General features: G+C 38.7%; 22 protein-coding genes and 2 pseudogenes. 19 read left to right on the top strand and 5 right to left on the bottom strand.

Translation table 11 applies throughout. The features are described 5' to 3' along the window. Nucleotides 1-30: 30 nt before the first annotated feature. The 6 genes and pseudogenes from ACLRYO_RS05335 to ACLRYO_RS05310 all read left to right on the top strand — a co-directional run bounded on the left by ACLRYO_RS05335 (nucleotide 31) and on the right by ACLRYO_RS05310 (nucleotide 3,475). The gene (locus ACLRYO_RS05335) at nucleotides 31-537 is read left to right on the top strand and encodes a hypothetical protein (protein ID WP_278605104.1); all 507 of its coding nucleotides are present in this window, start codon (nucleotides 31-33) and stop codon (nucleotides 535-537) included. A gap of 36 nt (nucleotides 538-573) precedes the next feature. Beyond that, nucleotides 574-1,116: a hypothetical protein gene (locus ACLRYO_RS05330; protein ID WP_077707792.1), complete on the top strand. Its 543-nt coding sequence runs from the start codon at nucleotides 574-576 to the stop codon at nucleotides 1,114-1,116. 25 nt (nucleotides 1,117-1,141) lie between these two features. After that, entirely contained in the window at nucleotides 1,142-1,948 is an 807-nt protein-coding gene (locus ACLRYO_RS05325; protein ID WP_077707791.1) for a hypothetical protein, read from the top strand. 29 nt (nucleotides 1,949-1,977) lie between these two features. Continuing rightward, nucleotides 1,978-2,565 (top strand): annotated as a pseudogene (locus ACLRYO_RS05320) (hypothetical protein). 103 nt (nucleotides 2,566-2,668) lie between these two features. After that, a complete protein-coding gene (locus ACLRYO_RS05315; protein ID WP_316066522.1) occupies nucleotides 2,669-3,175 on the top strand; it encodes a YfbM family protein in 507 nt (168 codons plus the stop codon). Between the two features lie 13 nt (nucleotides 3,176-3,188). Next, a pseudogene (locus tag ACLRYO_RS05310) lies at nucleotides 3,189-3,475 on the top strand (DUF2695 domain-containing protein). A gap of 137 nt (nucleotides 3,476-3,612) precedes the next feature. Here ACLRYO_RS05310 and ACLRYO_RS05305 read toward each other — a convergent pair. Then, the gene (locus ACLRYO_RS05305; RefSeq protein WP_316066523.1) at nucleotides 3,613-4,179 is read right to left on the bottom strand and encodes an NAD(P)H-dependent oxidoreductase; all 567 of its coding nucleotides are present in this window, start codon (nucleotides 4,177-4,179) and stop codon (nucleotides 3,613-3,615) included. 233 nt (nucleotides 4,180-4,412) lie between these two features. Between ACLRYO_RS05305 and ACLRYO_RS05300 the strand changes: the two genes are divergently transcribed. Further along, complete coding sequence (locus ACLRYO_RS05300; protein ID WP_316066525.1) at nucleotides 4,413-4,910, top strand: ECF transporter S component; 498 nt, start codon at nucleotides 4,413-4,415, stop codon at nucleotides 4,908-4,910. 243 nt (nucleotides 4,911-5,153) lie between these two features. Then, nucleotides 5,154-5,540, top strand: a complete 387-nt coding sequence (locus ACLRYO_RS05295) for a succinylarginine dihydrolase (RefSeq protein WP_227037256.1) — start codon at nucleotides 5,154-5,156, stop codon at nucleotides 5,538-5,540. A 167-nt stretch (nucleotides 5,541-5,707) separates the two neighbouring features. Here the strand turns inward: ACLRYO_RS05295 and ACLRYO_RS05290 are convergent, their stop codons facing one another. Both ACLRYO_RS05290 and ACLRYO_RS05285 read right to left on the bottom strand, forming a co-directional pair. Further along, nucleotides 5,708-5,779: a putative holin-like toxin gene (locus ACLRYO_RS05290; protein ID WP_219565824.1), complete on the bottom strand. Its 72-nt coding sequence runs from the start codon at nucleotides 5,777-5,779 to the stop codon at nucleotides 5,708-5,710. A 612-nt stretch (nucleotides 5,780-6,391) separates the two neighbouring features. After that, nucleotides 6,392-6,769 carry a carboxymuconolactone decarboxylase family protein gene (locus tag ACLRYO_RS05285; protein ID WP_316066527.1) on the bottom strand — a complete coding sequence of 126 codons (378 nt, stop codon included), beginning with the start codon at nucleotides 6,767-6,769 and terminating at the stop codon, nucleotides 6,392-6,394. Between the two features lie 66 nt (nucleotides 6,770-6,835). On the opposite strand from ACLRYO_RS05285, the gene ACLRYO_RS05280 reads away from it, so the two are divergent. The 7 genes from ACLRYO_RS05280 (at nucleotide 6,836) to ACLRYO_RS05250 (ending at nucleotide 12,485) form a co-directional block, all read left to right on the top strand. After that, complete coding sequence (locus ACLRYO_RS05280) at nucleotides 6,836-7,195, top strand: MerR family transcriptional regulator (protein WP_316066529.1); 360 nt, start codon at nucleotides 6,836-6,838, stop codon at nucleotides 7,193-7,195. 209 nt (nucleotides 7,196-7,404) lie between these two features. Beyond that, a complete protein-coding gene (locus ACLRYO_RS05275) occupies nucleotides 7,405-7,749 on the top strand; it encodes a zinc ribbon domain-containing protein YjdM (RefSeq protein ID WP_004698208.1) in 345 nt (114 codons plus the stop codon). Between the two features lie 100 nt (nucleotides 7,750-7,849). After that, a complete protein-coding gene (locus tag ACLRYO_RS05270) occupies nucleotides 7,850-8,242 on the top strand; it encodes a hypothetical protein (protein ID WP_315308515.1) in 393 nt (130 codons plus the stop codon). Nucleotides 8,243-8,255: 13 nt separating this feature from the next. Further along, nucleotides 8,256-8,768: a phosphatidylglycerophosphatase A gene (locus ACLRYO_RS05265; protein WP_316066530.1), complete on the top strand. Its 513-nt coding sequence runs from the start codon at nucleotides 8,256-8,258 to the stop codon at nucleotides 8,766-8,768. Between the two features lie 213 nt (nucleotides 8,769-8,981). After that, entirely contained in the window at nucleotides 8,982-9,521 is a 540-nt protein-coding gene (locus ACLRYO_RS05260; RefSeq protein WP_227037257.1) for a cysteine hydrolase family protein, read from the top strand. Between the two features lie 359 nt (nucleotides 9,522-9,880). After that, the gene (locus tag ACLRYO_RS05255) at nucleotides 9,881-10,510 is read left to right on the top strand and encodes a superoxide dismutase (protein ID WP_058948276.1); all 630 of its coding nucleotides are present in this window, start codon (nucleotides 9,881-9,883) and stop codon (nucleotides 10,508-10,510) included. Nucleotides 10,511-10,838: 328 nt separating this feature from the next. Beyond that, nucleotides 10,839-12,485, top strand: a complete 1,647-nt coding sequence (locus ACLRYO_RS05250; protein ID WP_413084706.1) for a DUF438 domain-containing protein — start codon at nucleotides 10,839-10,841, stop codon at nucleotides 12,483-12,485. Between the two features lie 217 nt (nucleotides 12,486-12,702). Here ACLRYO_RS05250 and ACLRYO_RS05245 read toward each other — a convergent pair whose 3' ends face one another. Further along, nucleotides 12,703-13,890, bottom strand: a complete 1,188-nt coding sequence (locus tag ACLRYO_RS05245; RefSeq protein WP_024061511.1) for a MalY/PatB family protein — start codon at nucleotides 13,888-13,890, stop codon at nucleotides 12,703-12,705. A gap of 435 nt (nucleotides 13,891-14,325) precedes the next feature. On the opposite strand from ACLRYO_RS05245, the gene ACLRYO_RS05240 reads away from it, so the two are divergent. Continuing rightward, a complete protein-coding gene (locus ACLRYO_RS05240) occupies nucleotides 14,326-15,678 on the top strand; it encodes an FAD-dependent oxidoreductase (protein ID WP_413084705.1) in 1,353 nt (450 codons plus the stop codon). 478 nt (nucleotides 15,679-16,156) lie between these two features. Next, nucleotides 16,157-16,432 carry a helix-turn-helix domain-containing protein gene (locus tag ACLRYO_RS05235; RefSeq protein WP_120055025.1) on the top strand — a complete coding sequence of 92 codons (276 nt, stop codon included), beginning with the start codon at nucleotides 16,157-16,159 and terminating at the stop codon, nucleotides 16,430-16,432. On the opposite strand, the gene ACLRYO_RS05230 is transcribed toward ACLRYO_RS05235, so the two are convergent. Beyond that, nucleotides 16,410-17,087, bottom strand: coding sequence for a lactate utilization protein (locus ACLRYO_RS05230; protein ID WP_077707780.1), 678 nt, complete (start codon nucleotides 17,085-17,087; stop codon nucleotides 16,410-16,412). The genes ACLRYO_RS05235 and ACLRYO_RS05230 overlap by 23 nt on opposite strands. A gap of 345 nt (nucleotides 17,088-17,432) precedes the next feature. On the opposite strand from ACLRYO_RS05230, the gene ACLRYO_RS05225 reads away from it, so the two are divergent. Both ACLRYO_RS05225 and pta read left to right on the top strand, forming a co-directional pair. Next, nucleotides 17,433-18,647, top strand: a complete 1,215-nt coding sequence (locus ACLRYO_RS05225; protein WP_105087230.1) for an ATP-binding protein — start codon at nucleotides 17,433-17,435, stop codon at nucleotides 18,645-18,647. Between the two features lie 57 nt (nucleotides 18,648-18,704). Beyond that, nucleotides 18,705-19,703, top strand: coding sequence for a phosphate acetyltransferase (pta, locus tag ACLRYO_RS05220; protein ID WP_012864922.1), 999 nt, complete (start codon nucleotides 18,705-18,707; stop codon nucleotides 19,701-19,703). Nucleotides 19,704-19,705: the final 2 nt, after the last annotated feature.

The following is a 19,705-nucleotide window of genomic DNA, read 5'->3' as shown; positions in this document are numbered from 1 at the left end:
TTAAGATATAAACGATATACAGGAGAGATAATGGAAGATATATATAATCAAGTAAGAAGTTTCTTTGCCAATGACATTGATGTATATGGTTTATTTGATTCCGAAGCTATCAGCTGGATTGACTGGCGCGAGGATGACGAAGATGTGGTGAACTATTTTAATGACATAATGGATGAGCCTATCGACATTCAACCCGTTAGTAATGGAAAGCCCTATGGTGACGATATTGTGTTACAAAAGGGCGATAAAAAATTGCTAATTCCCTACGGTGATGAGAAAGATCGGGATGTGACCATCAAATACTTCAACGACTTTGTTAAGCCTGATTATGAGGTGCGTTGGTTTGCTGAAAGCCTTGGAAACGATACGCTCGGATTTACCGTGCTTTCAGGGACAGAATGGTCCAAATTAGACGATGAATTTGGGGCGGATACGGTTCGCTACTATTTTGAGCCAATTGATCTTGAAAGTAATATGTTTAATCTCGACATGGATGAAGTTTCTGCATTATTGGCATTACGAGAAAATAATAGATGAAATAGAGAGATGAGAGAATCAATAAGAGGGAAGAATATGGATTATTTAAAACTATTGTGTGAAGATTCTAACTTGGCAGCAAATTTTGATGCTCTATTTGATTTCTTTTTACTCGATGAACCTACAAAACGTGATGAGGTAGAGGGGCGATGTACCTTTTCCGTGGACGGAGTAGCTTTTGCTCGTGATGGTGCCGGTGGCGAATATCATCAATTAGAGGATGGCTCTATCGGATATATGAGTAGCGAGGGGGAATGTGGTCGTATAGCTGAAAGTGTAGATGATTTAATCCATTTGTTGGTGTATAGCATTTGCTGGCATGATTATTGTGACGCCAGCCAATATACGGACATATCTACTCTTGAAGCCTATGCCAATGAGCGACATGATCAAATCGCTTCTTATACAGAAATGGATGTATGGGAAACCGTTGTTCAGGTGCTAGGCATGCCTTTAGAAGCAAATGTGGCTGCTGAATTACAAAAATTCTATGACGCTGCACATCGAGTTCCTTTATATATTTGTTATTTCCATGAAGATGATGGAACCGTTACAGAATCACATAATCTGTTTTTCTAGACGTATTGTTTAAAAGGAGAATTATATGGCTATTGATGGAGTAAAAATCATAGATAGTGATGATGGCCATGATATTTATAATTTGATTGTTGAGCGCTATAGAGATGGTATCAGTATTGATACCATTGTTTCAGAAATTCTGGCTGAAGAGCAGAATTTTTGTACTGACGAATTCTATACAGAAATTTATTGGACTGCCGTAGCCTATTCGCTGTGGAAGATAGGTCATCTGCCGCAGGATATCAAAGAGAATGCATTAGACATAATCGCGAAGGGCGCTCATGAGTTTTGGCTAGAAATTGATAGTAAGGCGCTCAAACAACGGCAAAAGGTGTTAGATACATTAGCCGTACAACTACAAAGTGAAAATCCAAAGCCTCTAAAGGTTCGTAAATCTAAAACAAAGCGAGAACCTCATTTTAAGGTGGGCGACGTATTAGCTGTTAAGTTTGAAAACGAGTATGGAGCTATTTTTGTATCTGACGTGGATCAATCACCGCGGAAAATCGAGTACCATTTGGCCTGTACAAGACTTTTACAAGCGCACAAACCTAGTATGGATGATTTTTTAAATAGTCAAATTTCCTGTCGTAAAGATAATACAAATTTCGGTATCGATACCGACTGTTGGTTTAATCATAAAGATCTAGGCCTATTGCTAGACCATTTAGAAATCATTGGGGCTGTTGAACTGTATCCGTGCAAGCTGTGGAAACTAGCACCGGCAGGCACATTGGACGATATCTACACCGAGATTACAGATGAGCCTAGAAGAGGTAGAATTCGCCTGATAGATACTAATGAATTGGTGAAAGATATTGTTCACCAATAATTATTGCGCTAAAAAAGGGAGTAGATGTGATGAATGCAACAACTCAAACATATATAGAAACTGTGAAAGTCAGTGATATACCCTGGCATCGTTTGACCACAACTTACGGCCGTGCTACAGATTTTCCTGCTCATCTTGAGGTGTTGTGGGATATGAAGGACGTTGATGCCATTGATGCGGCAGGTGAAGAGCTGGCCCAAAACATTGAGCATCAATCGACTTTATGGCATGCTACGCCCTTTGCGTTGATTTTTCTATTACGTATTTTTAAAAAAGCCGTTGAAGAACAAGGCCATAATCAGATCGCAAGATATTTAGTAAAAGAATTAGCTGAATTATTCATCATTATTGCTGAGTGTATTAGAGATGGTCTTATGCTAGAACATGTAGATTAATTATCGAACTTTGAGGATATGCTCAACGAAGAGTATCTTTGGTCTGAAGAATATGATGAAGATGTTCTTAGATATGAGGAAGAAGAGGTATTTCCGGATGATCTGTTCTTTAGCTTCTACTACTATTCTTTACAAGTGCTTCTATTATGTAAGCCATTGTTAGACAAAAATAACAAATATGAGGTTACGTTGCTAGAATTGTTGACAGAGATAGAGAACTAACTATTAGTGGAGGCTTCGAATTATTCGGCATTTATGAAGATTATAGATTCCTAAGTAACTATGTAAGTTTTAGATTACTGAGTATCTAGGGAGGTTTTAGAGTATGGGACTCATTGCAAATTATAATTGTATAAGTGATGAAAGCTTAAAAGAACTCAAAGGGTTAGGCTCATCAAAGAAGGATCTTTTTGAAACCGTTGAAGAGTGGAGCGATGAGGACGAGTTATTGTTCGACATCGATAAGATGTGGGATGTCCTTCACTTCGTGCTTACTGGTGTGAGTACTGATCATAGAATAGATGATAATCCACTTAGTCAAGCTGTGCTTGGTGTAACGTCTATAGAGGATTTATCAGACTATATGGCCTATACGGAACATTCTCAAATAGCTGATATCGTAGCGGCTCTAGAGCAGTTTGATATGGATCAAGCACTCGAATCTTTCGATATGAAAGCCTGTAAAGAGGCTGAGTTATACCCAAATATTTGGGACTATGACGAAGAAGAGGAGGAAATCATAGATGAGCTTCTCCATGACTTCGAGCAGATGAAGGTGTTCTATAAAAAAGTGCTAGAAGCGAAGGGCCACGCAGTAGTTTCGATTTGTTAAAAAGGTGGTTATAATGGACAAAGCGCGTAAAAAGGAATTGCTAAAGGCTTATGCTGATGAGCAAAGGCAATCTTTTAATGATAGTCTGCCTATGGATGAAGAGCTATTTTGGAATCTCTTTGACTATGTAGATGAGAAATTAGAGACAAATGATGGTTGCGATCATAGTTTGACTTTCACAAGAGAATTTTTGGAAAAGCAAGCGTAGATGTTGAAAGTGTACTAGCCTGGATTATTAACGAAGGTGGCGGGTGTGATTGTGAGGTTCTCTATAATGTAGAAGAGAGATTTGAAGAGTAATATCTATGTAATTGGGGAGGTTTTCGTATACAGTTTGTTTTTGACTTAGAGCAAACTGTAAGCAGTCTAATGTAAATTTATTTGTGATTTTGGTAACCAAGTAATCTTTGGTAAAAAATCATAGTATACTAGAAATGTTAAATACTGCTGGCGATATTAGCAATTTTGTCTAAGAAACGCCGACGTTTTTTGTCCGAACTGTTTTCTGTGCCCGCCAACTGGGTATGTGTAACAGGTTTAATGCCGCAGGATTTCAGAATCTGATTTTTTAATATCTTGCCATAGTCCTGAATAAACGGCGTTACAAAGGCGGGAGTGTTATGTGTGGTGATAATCCAGGCTGATTTCCCTTGTAAATGACCTATAAGGCCTCTTTTACCGTATGAATAGGCAAAGCCTGCTGTAAATACGCGATCGATAAAGCCTTTGAGCATTGCGGGCATACCGCTCCACCAAATTGGGTAGATAAAGATGATATGGTCTGCCCAAGTAATCATATTGCGATACTTTTCCATGTCTGGCACAGTACTTAAATCTCGACGTTTGTGCGTATTATCAAATCGCAATATAGGATCGAATTGCTCCTCATATAGATCCAAGGTGTTCACATTGTGATCCTTTGAAAGATTCTGTTGCACTACTTTCAGAATAGCATTATTAAAACTTTGATGATTAGGATAGGTGTAAATGATTAAAATATTCATGGCTAGTTCCTTTCTATTTAATCATCGTCAGGTTGAAGGAATTTGTATAGTAAAATGGTATCTATATTAAGTTAAAGTCTAGTGAAGAGTATTTATTCTGAAAGTAAATGACGATAGAATTTGCTAAGGAAGTATTGTTAATTTCTTTTATTTGCAGGTGTTACTATAAAGGTATATAGTATAGACATGTGATGGATATAGTCACATGTCTATTTTTTTATAAGGAGGACGCTATGCAACACGTTCAAACCCGCAGTACTACGTCCGCGTTAGTACTCACAGCCGTATTGATTGCCCTCGCAACATTGTTTACCATGTACACGAAAATTCCAGTACCTGGCATTCGCGGCTATTTCAATGTAGGAGATGTCGTTATTATGACGTCAGCTCTATTATTAGGTCGAAAATATAGCGCCTATATTGGTGCTATCGGCCCGGCACTAGCTGATTTATTCCTCGGCTATGCAGTCTTTGTACCCATCACCTTCGTGGTGAAAGGCATTGAAGGCTATCTTGTCGGTACTGTCTATAACCATAAGACAACTACCTCTGCCTTGGTAGCAACTATCGTAGGCGGTATTGTTATCGTAGCTGGCTACTTTATCGCCGAATACTTTGTATTCGACCCAGGCGTAGCCATTGCCAGTATTTTAACTAATACTATTCAAGCTGTTATGAGCGTTATTATTAGTATGATTTTATATGCTATATTACGGAGACGACTTGCGTAATAGTATACTTATTGGTATACGATGTAGAAAAAGATGTTAGTATAGTTAATGATGACACTCAAGAAAGTACAGCGCTAGTAGCGCTGTGCTTTCTTTGTTTTTATTATAATTATCCATGAACTTTTAATTGTCATTATTTTCCTTAAAGTATTGATGCTTAGATAAATGGACATATTTTATTTGTTTTGTTAATATAAAACTCAATAATAATTTTATGTTGTGTGTTATGATTGGTGAAATTTTATGGTTAGAGTTTTATATTTATTTTTATTGCTAGTTGTTTTGAGTCCTATTAATGCTTTTGCTGATTATCAGAGGGACACGCTTGATATAGAACTCTCTCTTAATGAGCAGATACAGTCTCAGTTAAAGATTCCGGCTGAAGTCCTTAGAACGAAGAATGATAAAGATTATAGTTTTGCATTACAGGTAAGAACGGATTCTCAAGGACGTATTACTTCTGTTGAGTTAGATCCAAATGAGTATATATCTAATGATGAGATATATTCAAAATTAGTACAGTCTGCAAAAGATACAGTTTGGAATATAGGGGATATTGATGTTAAAGAAGAGCTTGTTATTTATATTCCATTTAATTTTATAATCTCCTCTAAGGATGATGTAAATTGACAGTCTTTAGAATTCAGACTATACTATAAGTACAAAAGAGCCAGTTAACGTGTTCTTGGCGTTAGGCTCATCAAACAAATTGGAATTTGATAAACCTAACGTGTCTAAGTATTGCCGTACTTAGTCTTAAACGTTAGGTTTATCTTATTTTATAATCAATATATTGATTATTTTTTAAGAATTAACACTACGAGGGTAGCGAATAAAATCATTAATGATAATGCTTCGTATACAGTCATAATGTCACCTCCCTCAAAAGACGGAGATGAACCCAACTCACGTTAATGGCTCTTTCGTTATTAGTATATAGCAGAAATTATTGATTGAAAAATATGGATTAATTTCGTACAACTTGTACACGAATAAAAGGGAGACTCTATGAAGAGTCTCCCTTTGTTAGTTATAAATAGACTAATATTTATTAATAGATTTTTTATTGCATAGAACATAAGTTCGGTTTATAATAAACGTAAGATAGTCGAACGAGGTTGGGACACCCTTTTTCTTTGAAGGGGGTGAAAGCCTATGAATGCTTATGAAGTCATTATGATTGTCCTCGGGATTTTAACTGTCGTTATTTCCTTTGGCGCATTGATAGTGCTGATTTGTCGTAATAACGACAAATAGCCCTTCGTTACCAACTGGTAGCTGAAAACGAAAGGCCATTTCTGCATGTTTTATAATGTTTTGGGATGAGCCTGACGGAACCACTCGTCGACTATCTCTTTATTACATTATAATGAAATTGGCGTATATCGTCAATCTGGATGCGCCGTGTAATGTACATAATATAATAATGCTGTTGAGAGGGTCCGTCGGGATCCTCTATTTTTGTTGCCGTCGTTCTTTAATTATAGTACGTTTCGTTCTTCAAAGACTGCTTTCACCGCAAACAGTGCGTTCAGCACGCGTGGAAATCCCGCATAGGGGATGCAGTGGGTGCAGACCTCTACGATTTGCTCGGGCGCGATACCGACGTTGAGTGCCGCATTGGTATGTACTTTCAGCTGAGCCTCGCAACCGCCCAGCGTTAACAAGGACGCGAGCGTAATCAGTTCCCGTTCCTTGAAATTCAAGTTAGGGCGCGTGTAGATATCACCGAACAGTTCGACCAATAAATCAGCGATGGCTGGTGAAATCTCTTGAATTGTGTTATATACCTCCTCGCCGTGCAGCCCGTCAATCTGTTTCAATGTGTTCATACCGATGTTAAAACGTGTTTCTTTCATAATTAGTACCTCCGTCTAGACGTATGATATATGCTCGAGTATACTTGAGGTCAAGGTGGTGAAAGTATGAAAATCGGTGAGTTTTCAAAATTGGTAGGATTGCCTATTTCTACATTGCGATATTATGAGGATCAAGGGTTCCTTCACATTGAGCGACAGAACGGTATTCGCAATTACCATGCGGAGGATGTGGGCTTTGTGCAGTTTATCAAACGCTTGAAAGACATGGGAATGCCGCTTGCGAATATCAAGCGATATGCGGACTTGCGGTATGCCGGAGCTCATACGGCCCGTGAAAGAATGACACTGTTGCAGGAACACTATCGATTTATTGAGGCCGAAATTAAACGATTGGAAGGCTATAAGAATAATCTAGAAGATAAGTTAGAGTTGTATGAAAACCTTTTGAATCAAGATTACAAATAATTGATATACGTATTAAATCAATCTTGAAGCAAGCGGGGCTTAAATAGCCCCCTATCAAGATAAAATGGTGGAGTTAAATTTAAAATTTATAGATTAGATTATAACTCATGTAAGTAATATTAATTAACTTTTGACTTATTCTTTAGGTAGTTAAGTAAAGTTTTCATATGATATAATACTTTCATTATGTAGTGAAAAAGGAGATCTAAATGGCAAATTTACCTAACTGCCCTAAGTGTGGCGATGAATACACATACGAAGACGGTCATATGTTTATCTGCCCTATGTGTGGCAACGAATGGACGGCGGCTGACGCACAAGCTGCAGCTGAAGCGGGTATCATTCGCGATGCTAACGGCAACGAGCTTGCTGATGGCGATACAGTCGTTGTTGTAAAAGACCTCAAAGTAAAAGGTGCGGGCGTATTAAAACAAGGTACGCGCGTAAAAAATATTCGTCTCATCACCGATGCAAGCGACGGTCACGATATCGATTGTAAAATTGATGGCTTCGGTGCGATGGCATTGAAATCTGAAATGGTTAAGAAAATCTAATCTAAGGAATCCCTACCGATAAAAATTCGGTAGGGATTTTTTCGTGGTATAATCAACTTATAATGCATATAGTAAGAGAGTTTTTAGATGAGAGGAAACTATGGTTAACCGTGTTATTTTATTGGCCTTATTAGTATCTATGATGAGTCCTATTAGTTCTCTAGCTGCAGATTTAAAGCCTGCGGACAAGCGTAATTATGAATTGCAACAACAGATTTCTTATAACGTAATCATTCCACCAGAGGCTTTTGAAACGAGTGCAGACGGAACATTAATCGTTCCTATAGAGATTAAGACGGACGATAAGGGTAATATTGTAGCTGTTGAAGCGGGTCCTAATAATTGGAAGCTAGATCGTGAAGCGTACCCAATTTTTGAGGAGGCTGCTAAAGAGGCGGCTTGGAATACTAAGCATGTTGATACTGATGAAGCGCTCGTTGTAACGATTCCCGTTAGTATTGTCATGTTATCTGATAATAATCTAAAGAAATGATAAAGGAGGACTTATGGAGGCTACAAAAGATTTAGAGAGATATACTTACGAGCTTCTCGCTGAACGGGGTGTCACATTAGAGGACATTGCAGAGCTTGTTTTTTATGTACAAAAACCATATATGCCGAATTTAAAACTTGAAGAGTGTAGAGATAGCGTGGCGTCTGTACTATCTAAACGGGAGGTACATAATGCAATTATTACGGGCATAGAGCTTGATAAGTTGACAGAGCAGAATAAATTATCTCAGCCATTGCAACGCATTGTTGCTAATGATGAAAGCCTATATGGTATTGATGAAATTTTGGCTTTTTCCATCGTTAATTTGTATGGATCCATTGGTTTTACAAATTATGGATATTTAGATAAGGTGAAGCCAGGTATTATCAGAAAATTAGATAGTGAAGAGGGCGGGCATTGTAATACATTTCTCGATGATTTGGTAGGTGCCGTAGCGGCAGCAGCGGCAGGGAAACTAGCACATAATGAACCAAATCGCGTGCAACATGCTATAGTAGAAGAATAGAAGTCCGTCATATATCTACTTGTCGATAAAGTATGAGGTGGGCTTCGATGACTAATTGATAACACTTTCACAACAATTTGATGACACTTTCACAACAACTTGATAACAATTTATAGAGTTGGTAGATACTATTGATGTTATAAAGAATAAAGAGTATAAATAATATTGATTGGAAATAAGTACTTGGTTTTGTAGCTATATACAGGAGGAGCTATGCAAAAGGTTCTGGTAGTAATCGATATGCAAAATGATTTTGTAGATGGTGCACTTGGCTCATCGCAAGCACAGTTAATCGTAGATAATGTGCGTAAGAAAATTGAAAGCTTTGATGGTCCTATTATTTTTACTCGCGATACGCATGATAGGGATTACTTGGAACGTCAAGAAGGAAAGCTTTTACCAGTGTCTCACTGCGTGAAAAATACCGAGGGCTGGCATATTGTGGAGGGATTGATCGAGGCTGCAGAAGGTCGTTCAATCATGAGCCCCGTATCCTTTGTAGATAAGCCAAACTTTGCCTCTTTTGAGCTAGTAAGTCGCTTAGAGGGCATGGATAGGGTAAATCCTATTGAGTCTATTACGCTCATCGGCTTATGCACAGATATTTGCGTTGTGTCCAATGCGATCCTGTTGAAAGCAGGCTTGCCAGAGATTCCTATTCACATTGATTCGAGCTGTTGTGCTGGCGTAACAGAGGAGTCTCATCAAGCGGCATTAACAACGATGAAAATGTGTCAGTGCATCATTGACTAACTTGTGGATCAAATTTATATAAAGTTATGTGATATTGTTGATCAAAAGTCACATAATAATTAACTAATTAAAGGCTGTAGGAGTTCCTATGGCCTTTTATGTTCGTCTTTTATATTGACGTTTTTCTATATAATGTGTACAATTAGATAAAGAATGATAATTCATATCAATTTGTTAGCTAAAAGATTATATCCTAACTTCTGGTTACGTTAGGATAATCAGTCTCTTCTTAAAGTATATATGCTATGCTAGTAGATTGATTCTATATTACCGATGCAGGTGCATCGAATCGCTTTCACAAGAACGATGATACGAAACAGTTAGAATTGTTCTATGCCCTAAATTTAAGGAGGACTACTATGAAACCTTTCGAACTCGCACCATTACCGTATGCGTATGATTACCTTGAACCTGTTATCGATGCTGAAACAATGAAATTGCATCATGACAAGCATCATCAAGCCTATGTTAATAATTTGAACGCTGCTATCGCGAAATATCCTGATCTTCCGTATGGTTGTGTAGACTGTATTCTCGGCGATATTGCTAATGTGCCTGAAGATATCCGTCAAGCAGTTATCAACAATGGTGGCGGTCACAAGAACCATACCATGTTCTGGGACATCATGACAAAACCAGATACTTCTAAATTGCAAGGTTCTTTGAAAGAGGCTATCGATGCTGAACTTGGTGGATACGATGCTTTTGTTGAAAGCTTCTCTACTGCGGCAGCTACACGTTTTGGCTCCGGTTGGGCTTGGCTTGTAGTTAACAAAGATGGCAAGCTAGAAGTGACATCCTCTGCGAACCAAGACAACCCTCTATTGGAAGGTAAAAAAGCAATTTTATGTTTGGACGTTTGGGAACATGCATACTATTTGCACTACCAAAACCGTCGCCCAGACTATATCAAGGAATTCTTCCGCGTTATTAACTGGGACAAAGTTTCTGAAAACTACGAAAAAGCATTGAAACCACATCATGATTAAGTGGTATACTTGTTAGAAACAGAAACAGAAACAGAAACAGAAACAGAAACGAGAATAATAATATAATGTAACGTAAATACCGGATAGTTGGTCTACATGATCGATTATCCGGTGTTTTATTACTGTTATTTCATCTTATAAATAACTTTCAAAAGTATAGCCACGGATACAGATTTTCTAATCGATATCGTTTATCATAGAACCATAGGTCATTACATATAGACCTTTTACCGTAAATAAATAGCTTCATATGTGTAATATACGCATATAGAGGAATGATACTATTTTATAAGTATAGTATAGAAATTTTTGACACGAGGGGAACAAAATGGAAAAGAAATTAGATTTATCCAAATCTGTATATGATTTGGTAAAAGAATATCCTGAAGTAACAGATATTATGAAGGAATTAGGATTCAGCGAAATCACAAATAAGGTGATGTTGAATTCTGTTGGCAAAATCATGACTATCCCAAAAGGGGCTAAGATGAAAGGTGTATCCATGATTGATATCGTGGGTGCTTTTATGAAAGCTGGTTTTACCTTAGAAGGTGACATGCCAAACCTATCGGGTGATGATGCGGAATCTGCGGGTCATTCTGGCGTGGAACCTACTGAAGTGGCTACAAAGTCTAATGTTACGGATGTATCTGCTAAGGTAGCTTCTAGTACAGTTGCAGCAAATGCAGTAGAAACAAATGCAGCAGCATCTACTACAGCGAAAGCTAACACGGAAGAAAATTCCGAAGCTAAGGCTGAAGATGCTGTTCAAGATAGCGAACGTGTAGAGCAACTTAAAGGATTCCTGAAACGGTTAGGTACAGGCGAAGAGCTTGGTGCCGTTCGTGAAGATTTTGCTAGTCAATTTGCCCATGTTGAGGCTAGTGAAATTATGAAAGCTGAGCAAGGTCTTATGCGTGAAGGTACACCATTAGCTGAGGTGCAACAATTATGTGACCTTCACTCTGCCTTGTTCCACGGTTCTACTATTCATGAACAAATGGAGTCGGAACATGCTAAGGTTGAGGCTGTGTTAGAGGCTCAAGAGAAGAGCAAAAGTGTGGTGTCCTTGATTGAAACTGTAGGACATCCACTCCATCAATTAACAGAAGAAAACAAGGCTCTTGATGCGTTAATTGAATCCATTCGACCTAAGGTGGCAGATAAAACGGCAACCGTTGATGATGTAAATGCAGTGCGTCAAGTATCTGTTCACTATGCTAAGAAGGGTGACCTTTTGTATCCGCATTTGAAAGTAGCCTATGATATTTCTGGTCCATCTATGGTTATGTGGACTGTTGATGGTGATATTCGGGACCAACTAGGTGATTTAGCTAAGTCTAGCCAAAGCGTAGATGATTGGTATAGACGTTTTGATGAGCTTCTTACACGTGCGCAAGAAATGATTTATAAAGAACAAAATATTTTGTTCCCAATCTGTGCAGAAAACTTCAGTACTGAAGAGTGGTACCAAATCTACAAAGATACAGCACAGTATGAAGAAATCTTTGGGGTAAAACGCACTGCTTGGCCAGAGGCTGAAACCGCATTAGCAACACAAACAACAAAAGCAAGTGGCGATGATAATACCATTGCTCTAATCGGTGGTAGCTTGACTGTGGATCAATTAAATGCCATGCTTAATACAATGCCAATGGAAGTAACCTTCGTTGATCACGAAGACATTAACCGTTACTTCAACGATGGTGAAAAGGTCTTCAAACGCCCTACGACAGCTATCGGTCGCGATGTGTATTCCTGCCATCCGCCAAAGGTAGAACCAATCGTACGTGGTATCATTGATTCCTTCCGTAAAGGTGATCGCGATAATGTAGCAGTATGGCTTGAAAAGCAAGGTCGTCCATTCTATGTTAATTACATGGCTGTTCGTGACCAAAACAATAACTATATTGGTACATTGGAACTCGTACAAGACATGCAATTTGCAAAAGATCATTTCGCTAGAACTAAATAAGACCCTATATATGTGGTAACCTGAATAGGTAACATATATGAGACATATATAGAAAAGTAAGACATATATAGAAAAGAGGCTGCTCTACACGATTTGATGGTAGAGCAGCCTTTTTGTATGCCTTATAGTTTACCGCACATACATTTCTGTATGTACTAAGGTTGTGTAGGGGATAGTATGATTGGATACAATTACTATGCTTAATATGACTGATATGTTAAATATTTCTAATAATGCTGTGGGTAGCGGTTTTTATGTTTTCTAGGCTTGTAGCCAAGTTCAGACGTACAAAGGTTGCGTAGTTTTCGCCTCCGAACCATTCGCCAAAGCTTGGTGCGAGGTGGCATTTGTTTTCAAATAGGTCGTGCATATCTTCGGGCTTTACATAGGCACTAAAGTCAATCCACGCTAAATAGGTGCCATCCATAGGGCTGATGCGGATTTTTGGTAATGCCGTACAAAGCTCTCGGCATAGATATTCATAGTTTTCACGAACCATGGCCAGTACATCTGTTAACCATGCTTCGGCCTCTGGGTGAGTGTAGGCTGCTGTGATGGCAGTTTCGGCAATAACGTCTGAGTCCGTATGGTATACATGAGCTTTATAGGCGTTGAATTGGCTTCGTAGCTTTTCGTTAGGAATGATAACCTCTGCGTGGTGCAAGCTAGCCATATTGAACGACTTGGACAAGGAGGACATGGCAATCATGTTATCTGTATAGGCTCCGCTCTTTACGGTTAAGGATGATGTAAAGGCTGTTGGGCCTGTAATAAGGTCTTGATGGATTTCGTCGCTTATGATGAGCACATGGTGGCGCTTACAGATGCCAAATAATCGGCCCATCTCCTCTTCCGTCCACACATGGCCCACAGGGTTGTGTGGGTTGCAGTGAATGAACAGCTTCACATCGTGCTCGATAATTGCTATTTCAAAGGTCTCATAATCGACAGTATAGCGATTATCTTCGTTCCGTTTCATCGGAACTGCGATGATGTGACGGTGTGCATCGCTAGCGCTCGTATCAAAGGCGCCGTATACAGGACTTAGAACGGCGATGGAATCGTTTGGTTTTGTGAAAGCCCCAATACACCACATAATACCGGTAATGACATTGGGGGCGCTAGCGAGGCAGTCCTGTTCAATACCGCAGTTGTGACGTCGTTTGTACCAATTTATGACGGCCTCTATATAATTTGGATTTGTCATAGTATAACCTAGAGGATTGGCTTTCACATAGTTACAGATGGCCTCTTGAATACACTGCGGTGGCATAAAGTCCATATCTGCAACCCATAATGGTAATAGGTCGGTGCGACTGAATTTTAAATGCTGACCGTCCCATTTTCGGGAATGAGAACCGCGGCGGTCTATATAGTATTTGCTAGTGAATTCTGCTGTGTTCATAAGAAACCTCATATAAGGATATACCTTGAGTTGTATGTCTTTAATTCTTATATGTATATATTCAATTACAAAATAGATATTTCTATTCCGTAAGGTGTATCTCTAATTCTTATTACTGTATCTATTATCAGTATACATGCATCCTATTATATGTAAATGGACTTGTATAAAATCTATGCAATCCTTGCATGAATAGGGGCTATATTCGTATACAAAAGGTGTTATATTTGCTTGACTGTTGGGACTTTCACAATTTAGAATATACTATAGAATAGTGTGAGTCTGACCAGTGACCACACGTCTATCGAATGGTTACAAAAGATAAATGTTAGCAGCATGTGGCGGCGTCCCTATGTGAGAGGGCTCATCGGAATGCTTAGGTGCATGCAACGCTGTAAGTATAGTATACTGGATCCTTGTTAGGAGGCATGTGCCATGAGTAACGAATTAAAACCACTACATTTTGATGCGGATTATACGATGGAGGAAGCGCTCGCGGAGGCGAAACGTTGTCTAAACTGTCCAAAGCCATTGTGCCGTATGGGTTGTCCTATTGAAAACGAAATACCTCGTTTCATCCAAGCTATCGCACGTGGTAATTTTGGTGAAGCTAATGATATCTTGGCGGAACGAACAAATTTACCGTCTATCTGCGGTCGTGTGTGCCCACGAGAAAATCAATGCGAAGGCAACTGTATCATGAATAAGGCGAAAAAACCGCCTATTAACATCGGTAAATTGGAACGCTTCGCTGCTGACTTTGAAAGCATCAATGAACTTCGCAAACCTAAGAAGATTAAACAAGATCTTGGTAAGGTAGCGGTAGTAGGGTCTGGTCCTGCAGGTTTGTCCGTAGCAGGTGATGTGGCTAAACTCGGTTATGAAGTAACCGTATTTGAAGGTCAATCTGAACCAGGGGGCGTACTCTTATTTGGTATTCCGGAATTCCGCTTGTCCAAAGCCGTTGTACGTCGTGAAATCGCTCGTCTTGAAGGTTTAGGTGTTAAATTCGTATGTAATACATTTATTGGTCAAGATAAAACTTTGGATGATCTCTTTACTGAAGGTTTTGACTCTATCTTTATCGGTACTGGTACACATATTCCTCAAGAAGTGCGCATGGGAAACGATGAAGTGCATGGTGTATTCCAAGCGATGTACTTGTTGACTAACGTACAATTGGTAGAAAATGGAGAACTTGATGAAGATCAAATTCCTGTTAAAAAAGGCGATCGTGTTATCATCATCGGCGGTGGCAACGTAGCGATGGATGCGGCTCGTACATGCGTCCGTTTAGGCTGCGAAGCGGTAACTGTAGCATATCGTCGTAGCCAAGAACAAATGCCAGCCTTGTTGTCTGAATACGAAGAAGCTCGTGCTGAAGGCGTTCAGTTCCAATGGTTTGCTTCTCCAGTAGGCGTAGAAGGTACAGATAAGGTAGAAGGCTTCAAATACGAAGTGATGGCACTTAACGAAGATGGTGCAGGTATCCACGGCACTGGTAACTTCCAAGTAATGCCTGTTGATAAAATCATTATCGCCGCAGGTCATAAACCAAATGCTCGTCTTGTAGGTGAAGGTAATAACTTAAAAGTAGATGAAAAAGGTTATATTATTACATCTGAAGATCCATATGGTATGACTAGTCGTGAAGGCGTATTTGCAGGTGGTGACGTTGTTCACAAACCTGCTACCGTAGTATTGGCTATGCGTGAAGCTAAAAAAGCTGTTGATGGCATGGTTAAATACATGGAAATCAAAAAAGCACAAGAAAGCGTAAATCAATAATTTTATATAAAGACATAGAAAGGACTATACAGTTGAACTGTATAGTCCTTTTATATTATGAATAGACTTATTATTCCTAAATGTATTTTAACAATATTGCGTATTTACTATATATCGTATAGTCTTCTTGTAGTATTAATAGTGCTAAATAGCGTCAGGTAATTTTATAAATCAAGTGTATGCATAATGTATGAATACTGTATAAAAATTGCAATATATAGATAATACCTGTATTTCTGATTTACTATCTGTATTTTTAATGATAATAACTTTTATATATACTAAAATTCCACGAAATGATGAAACTCTACGCAATATAATACACATAAGAAAAAAGCCTTAACTAAACTGATTTGTACATTGGTTTTGTTAAGGCTTTTGTGTTATCACTTTTCAACCATTACTAGGAAATGATTGAGCCTAGATTTATAGTAAAGGCATAAATATGTGTTGAGGGAGAAAGTAGATAGAGGTTGCCATGAATCCTATCGTATGTTGTCAAGATCTACAAGTTCGACAAGAAGTTCACAAGCTTGGTGTATTGATTTTACTTTGGCGTAGACAATTGGGAATGACTCAATATCAATTGGCAGATAAATCGGGTTTAGCCCAATCTTATATTAGTGACCTTGAAAGTGGTGCCGTAGATCCTCGGTGGTCTACAATTTATAGAGTCATATATGGACTTGGAGAAATGAACATACAAGATTTTTTGAATGGGCCGCAAACAATTAGAAGCCTAAAGATTCATTAATGATGATGACTTCCATGGTTTGCATATTGCGCATCTTTTTATAGTAAATCGTTAATGCATTGCATATACGGTCCGGAGAACCACAATCGTAGCATTTTTCTTCTAATGTAGCACATGGATTGAGAGAGCTCTTTTTATTCTTTTTACTGTTGAGCGGAGCGGCTACATTGCGTGCGCGATAGATGGCGGAAGCTAAATCTGGCGTGATTTTGTTGATGCCTAGCACAAAAAATACCTCTTGAGAGCCGAATAAAGAGGCTGCAACACGATTACCCGTACCATCAATATTAACCATCTCTCCCGTTTGAGCTAGAGCGTTTACAGAGGTGAGGAATACATCACGGCCCATGGTGCGCAATGCGGTGTCGCGAAAACTTTCACCAGGAAGGGGACGTTGAATATCTGTTATATCATCGTTGACCTGGGCTAAGACATCATGAACCTTGAGCTCCAATAAGGTGTGAGAATCACCGATGGCTACACGTTTATTTTGAATACGACCTTTTAAATAGGAAATAGCTTCTGCGCCTGTTTCAAAATAATGAACTACAAATTTATTTCGCTCCAAGGCTTTAATCGTTTTCTCTATGTCTATAGGCGTTTCGTTATTTTCTGGATTTATAACGGCGTTGATTGTTGTCTCAGTATTTGCCATAAGCCCTCCTAAATGAGTGTATAAGGAATATAAATTGGCATTTGGCTATCCGTATTTTGTTTTTATTATTGTAGCGTATTATGTGTAAAGAGTTCAATTATTGGTATGTAGTTCATAGATAAACATTAATTGAAGTGCTGTATGTTTAAATTTAAAGTAAAACTTTAGGAATCTAATCCAATTTTATGCTTAAAATAATAAAAATTTGGAGTGAAATCCAACTTTATGATAAAATTAATATGAAGTTGGAATGGAATCCAAATTTATTAGGTAAGTGATATGATATCTGATATTACTAATACATGGGTTCCATCTATGAGAAGGTACATAGATGAGGAGGCCCTTATGAAGTTAATTCAGCGCCAAGGATATCTAGATTTTTTACGGCGTAATCGAGAGCGGCCTATTATTAAGGTCGTTTCAGGCATACGCCGTTGTGGTAAATCTACATTGTTTAGGCTGTTTAAAGATAAGTTATTGGCAGATAATGTGAAGCCTGAACAGATTATTTCCATTAATTTTGAAGAATTGGAATACGAGCATTTGCGAGATTACCATGCGTTGTATCAATATATTTTAGAACGTATGCAGCCTAATGAAACGAATTACATTTTTCTTGATGAAATTCAGCATGTAGATCAATTTCATCGTGTCGTAGATAGCTTGTTTGTAAAAGAGAACACAGATTTATATATTACGGGCTCCAATGCATACTTTATGTCTTCTGATATCGCCACATTATTGACTGGACGATATGTGGAAATTCAGATGTTGCCATTGTCCTTCAGTGAGTTTTACCATAGCAAGTATGAGGGTAATCAGTATTCTTTGATTCCTGCCTATGAGGCCTATCTTCGTGAAAGTTCCTTCCCTTATACTCAGCAATTAGGGGGCGAAGACTTTGATATTCAAGAATATTTACGTGGATTATATAATACTTTGTTATTGCATGATGTTGTGGCTCGATTGAAAATTAATGATGTCACAATTTTACAAGATATAGTGCGGTATATTATGGCGAATGTTGGTAGTTTACTTTCACCAAATAAAATAGCCAACTCTCTCGTTAGTGCAGGTCGAAAAATCGATAATAAAACTGTAGAACGGTATTTACAAGGATTACAGGATAGCTTGTTGTTATATAAGGTAAATCGCTATGACGTACGAGGTAAAGAATTACTACGTATCAATGCAAAGTATTATAGTGTTGATGTAACATTACGAAATTTGCTAGTGGGGAATGCGAGTCGTGATACAGGTCATATTCTAGAAAATATCGTTTTTCTAGAGCTCATTAGACGAGGATACACTGTATATGTAGGGCAACTTGCTAAGGGTGAAATAGATTTTGTAGCACAAAAAGGGGGGATTACCGAATATTATCAAGTTAGTGAGACCGTACTTGACTCTAATACTTTGAGCCAAGAACTAGCACCGCTTGAGGCGGTACAAGACCAATACTCTAAGTTTTTGCTCACCTTAGATGAACTAAATAAAAATGCCAACTACGACGGAATTCAACAACGAAATGTTTTAGAATGGTTGTTAGAGAGTCGTTAACTTGCTATAATAATAGTATTGATATGGCGTAAAGCCAATGTTAAGGAGGCAAAAATCGTGGATTTAATTCAAAAATTAAAAGACCAAGTAAAACCATTAGGTAAAAAAATCGTGTTGCCAGAATACAAAGATGAACGCGTATTGAAAGCAACTGAAATTATTTTGAAAGAAGGTTTCGTAACACCTGTACTCGTTGGTAGCCCTGCTGAAATCGCTGAAGCTGCTAAAGCTGTTGGTGTATCCATTGAAGGTGCTGAAATCATCGATCCTGCTAACTACGATCGTTATCAAGAAATGGTTGATACATTCGTAGAATTGCGCGCTAAAAAAGGTATGACTCCTGAAAAGGCTGATGCAACTATGAAAGGTGATTGCTTGTTCTTCGGTGCTATGCTTGTTCGCCTTGGTGCAGTAGACGGCATGGTTGCTGGCTCTGCTTGCCCAACTGCAAACGTATTGCGCGCTGCATTACAAGTTGTAGGTACTAAACCAGGTCTTAAAACTGTATCTTCTTCCATGTTCATGTTCACAAGCAAAAAAGAATATGGCGACGACGGTATGCTTGTATTCTCCGATTGCGGCGTATTGCCTAACCCAACTAGCGAACAATTGGCTGATATTGCAGAATCCACTGTAGAAAAAGCTCGCAAAGTTGTTGGCATGGCTGATCCTCGCGTATCCATGTTGTCCTTCTCCACAAAAGGTTCTGCTTCCACTCCTGAAGTAGATAAAGTGGTTGAAGCTGTTAATATCTTGAAAGAACGCAATGTTGACTTCAAATTCGACGGCGAATTACAATTGGACGCTTCCATCGTTCCTTCCGTAGCAGAAAAGAAAGCTCCTGGCTCCAATGTAGCTGGTAAAGCTAACATCTTGATCTTCCCTGATCTTCAAGCTGCTAACATCGGTTACAAATTGGTACAACGCTTCTCCGGCGCTGATGCTCTTGGACCATTGATTCAAGGTTTGGCTAAACCAGTTCATGACCTTTCCCGTGGTTGCTCCGCTCAAGACGTTGTAGACGTTGCCGCTATCGCTGCTGTTGAAAGCATCTAATA

The organism is Veillonella parvula, from assembly GCF_047241225.1.
Classification (GTDB): Bacteria; Bacillota; Negativicutes; order Veillonellales; family Veillonellaceae; genus Veillonella; species Veillonella parvula_O.
The sequence above is the reverse complement of the archived record's forward strand: the minus strand, read 5'-3'. Positions and strand labels throughout refer to the sequence as shown.